This window comes from Hymenobacter terrenus (assembly GCF_000972495.1).
GTDB classification, from domain to species: domain Bacteria; phylum Bacteroidota; class Bacteroidia; order Cytophagales; family Hymenobacteraceae; genus Hymenobacter; species Hymenobacter terrenus.
In genome coordinates, this window is record NZ_LATM01000094.1 from 1 (window position 1) to 2,171 (window position 2,171).

At 65.8% G+C, this 2,171-nt stretch carries 4 protein-coding genes; 1 reads left to right on the forward strand and 3 read right to left on the reverse strand.

Annotation, left to right across the window (positions count from 1 at the left end; all coding sequences use genetic code 11):
* A partial coding sequence (locus WX88_RS26560; protein ID WP_046247463.1) for an NAD(P)H-dependent oxidoreductase occupies positions 1 to 223 on the reverse strand: 223 nt, incomplete at its 3' end.
* A gap of 93 nt (positions 224 to 316) precedes the next feature.
* Between WX88_RS26560 and WX88_RS26565 the strand changes: the two genes are divergently transcribed.
* Positions 317 to 694 (forward strand): winged helix-turn-helix transcriptional regulator, encoded by a 378-nt coding sequence (locus tag WX88_RS26565; protein ID WP_046247464.1) that lies wholly within the window; start codon positions 317 to 319, stop codon positions 692 to 694.
* Between the two features lie 23 nt (positions 695 to 717).
* Here WX88_RS26565 and WX88_RS26570 read toward each other — a convergent pair whose 3' ends face one another.
* Positions 718 to 1,311, reverse strand: a complete 594-nt coding sequence (locus WX88_RS26570; RefSeq protein WP_046247465.1) for a hypothetical protein — start codon at positions 1,309 to 1,311, stop codon at positions 718 to 720.
* An 11-nt stretch (positions 1,312 to 1,322) separates the two neighbouring features.
* Positions 1,323 to 1,982 (reverse strand): hypothetical protein, encoded by a 660-nt coding sequence (locus tag WX88_RS26575; RefSeq protein WP_046247466.1) that lies wholly within the window; start codon positions 1,980 to 1,982, stop codon positions 1,323 to 1,325.
* Positions 1,983 to 2,171 lie beyond the last annotated feature (189 nt).

The following is a 2,171-nucleotide window of genomic DNA, read 5'->3' on the forward strand; positions in this document are numbered from 1 at the left end:
GCGGGCAATTGAACCAGTAGAAGGGGAACTGAAAGATAATTTTATCGTGCTCTTCTACCAGGGCCTGTTCCCGCGCCACGTCGATAGGAGCTGCGGCATACTGGCCGTAAAGATCGTGCAGCGTGAAGCGCTCGGGGTAGAGGCCCAGGGCCTCTACCCACTGCTTGTTGGCCACAGACGCGCTTAGGTCCGGATGCGTGACGATGATCAACGTCTTGGTCATGTGCTGGCGGTTGGTTGCAGCGCAAACCTAGCACCGCCCCCTCCCAACTCGTCTCTTCTCACCCCCTTGTACGCTACTACCCGCTGTGTAAGCATGACTAAGCTAAAAGCCTCTTCCAGCGTGCAGCAGCATAAGTGGGCCTTGCTGGCTGAATGCGCGGAAGTTTATGCCGCTCACCTGATGGCCGGGCAGTGGACCCTGGCCATTTGCGGCCACCTGGCTAGCGGCCAGCACCGCTTCGGCGAATTCAGCAAGCTGCTGCCCGGTATTAGCGAGCGCCTGCTCACGCTGCAGTTGCGCAAGCTGGAGGCCCACCGCCTGCTCCCCCGCACGCTCTACCCGGAAGTTCTGCTGCGCGTGGAATACGCACTACCCCCGATGGGCCGGGAGCTGCGCCCCATTATCGCGCAACTCGAGCGCTGGGGTCAACAGCACCGGCAACGCACCCACTCCTCCACCTCGCCCCACTAGGCGGCCCGCCACGGCAATACTCATTAACGCAGGGGTAATGGAGGGGCGCTAAAAGGGCGATCAGAAGTTGAAGTCGCGGGGCTCGCCGGCCAGTTCGGGGCCACGCAAAATAAACTTGGGGTGGTAGCTTTCTCCCTCGGCCCAATCCAGCGCCGCAAACGGCGGGCGCTCGCCATAGCGTTTGGGCCCCGTAACGGGCAAGCCCAGCGCGCGGTGTTGCGCTTGCTCGTGCCAGACCTCGACCAAGACGTCGGCCAGCTGCTGCCCCCAGGCCGGCCGGCCTCGATCACCGCCAGCCGCCAGTCGGCGTGGGCAGCGATGGGCCAGGGCGCCGCCTGCTGCTCCAGGGCGCGCTCCAGCCAGCTGGTGGCCTCGAACAGGTAGCCGTGGCGCCGCCGCGCGTCGGCGCGCTCGGCCTGGTACCAGCGCAGTAGCCGCGGCAGCTCGGCGGGGTCTTCGAACTGCTGGAAATAGGCGGTGTAATCGTTGTGGCGGCTGATCAGCGGGTGCCAGGGTAAGCTGGCGGCCAGCTCGCCGCGGGCGCGCTGGACGGTCAGCTTCTCGGCTTTGTCGGCCTCGGTGAGGCCGATGTAGTACGCCTCTTTTTCGCCGCGCACGTCGGGCAGGGTCAGCAGGTAGTTGGTGCCGGTGGCCGCGTTATGGTACGCATACCACGCCGGCAGGGTGCGGTACGCCCGGTGCTCGGCGGCGGTGTAGCCGTCGTCGTCCCCCCGCTTTCAGCCGTGCTCCGGAAGCTGTCATAGTCCTGCCACGACCAGTTGCGGCTGGGCACGTAGTGGTCCGAGCGCAGGTAGGCCTCGTAGAGTGCCACCTCGTCGGCCGTGATGGGCGGCAGCCACGGGCAGTACTCGAGGTACTGCTCCCACTGCCGAAAGTCCTGGGTGTGGCGCACCCCGGGGAGCGAGAGGTGCTCGGCCCGCCAGCGACACTGCAAATCGAAGAGCTTTTTCTGCTGAATCTCCCACAGGTCCTGGGCCGCCGCCTCGCGCAGGGCCACGAAGTGCGCACCCGCCCGCTTGAGCAGCAGCGGCCCTTGGAGGTAGGCGCCGGCTTTGGCGTGGGCGTACAGGCGGGCCACGTGCGGCGGGCTTTGGGCGAAGTACGGCGCCATCGCTTCCTCAAACGCGGGGTGGGCGAGCAGCTCGGCCTCAAACAGGCGCGCCAGGCCGGCCAGGTCGCGCGTGGTCTGCGCTGCTTTGAGATAAGCCGCCCGCGCCTCGGGCGTAGTCGGTAGGGTGGGGTCAACCGATGAGGGCAGGTCTTCCATTCAGGAGGGTGGGCGCGCCTTGCTGGCCACGCGCCCCGAAAGCAGGGACCAGCCCGGCAATACCGGGAGCTTTTTCCTCTTGGGTTCAGCAAGCCCCATGCAGCTATCCCGCGCTGCGGGAGTACTTCACGAGTGCTCCACGGCGCTGGTTTTGAGCTTGCTGAAGGCTAGTTCAATGGGCGTAAAATC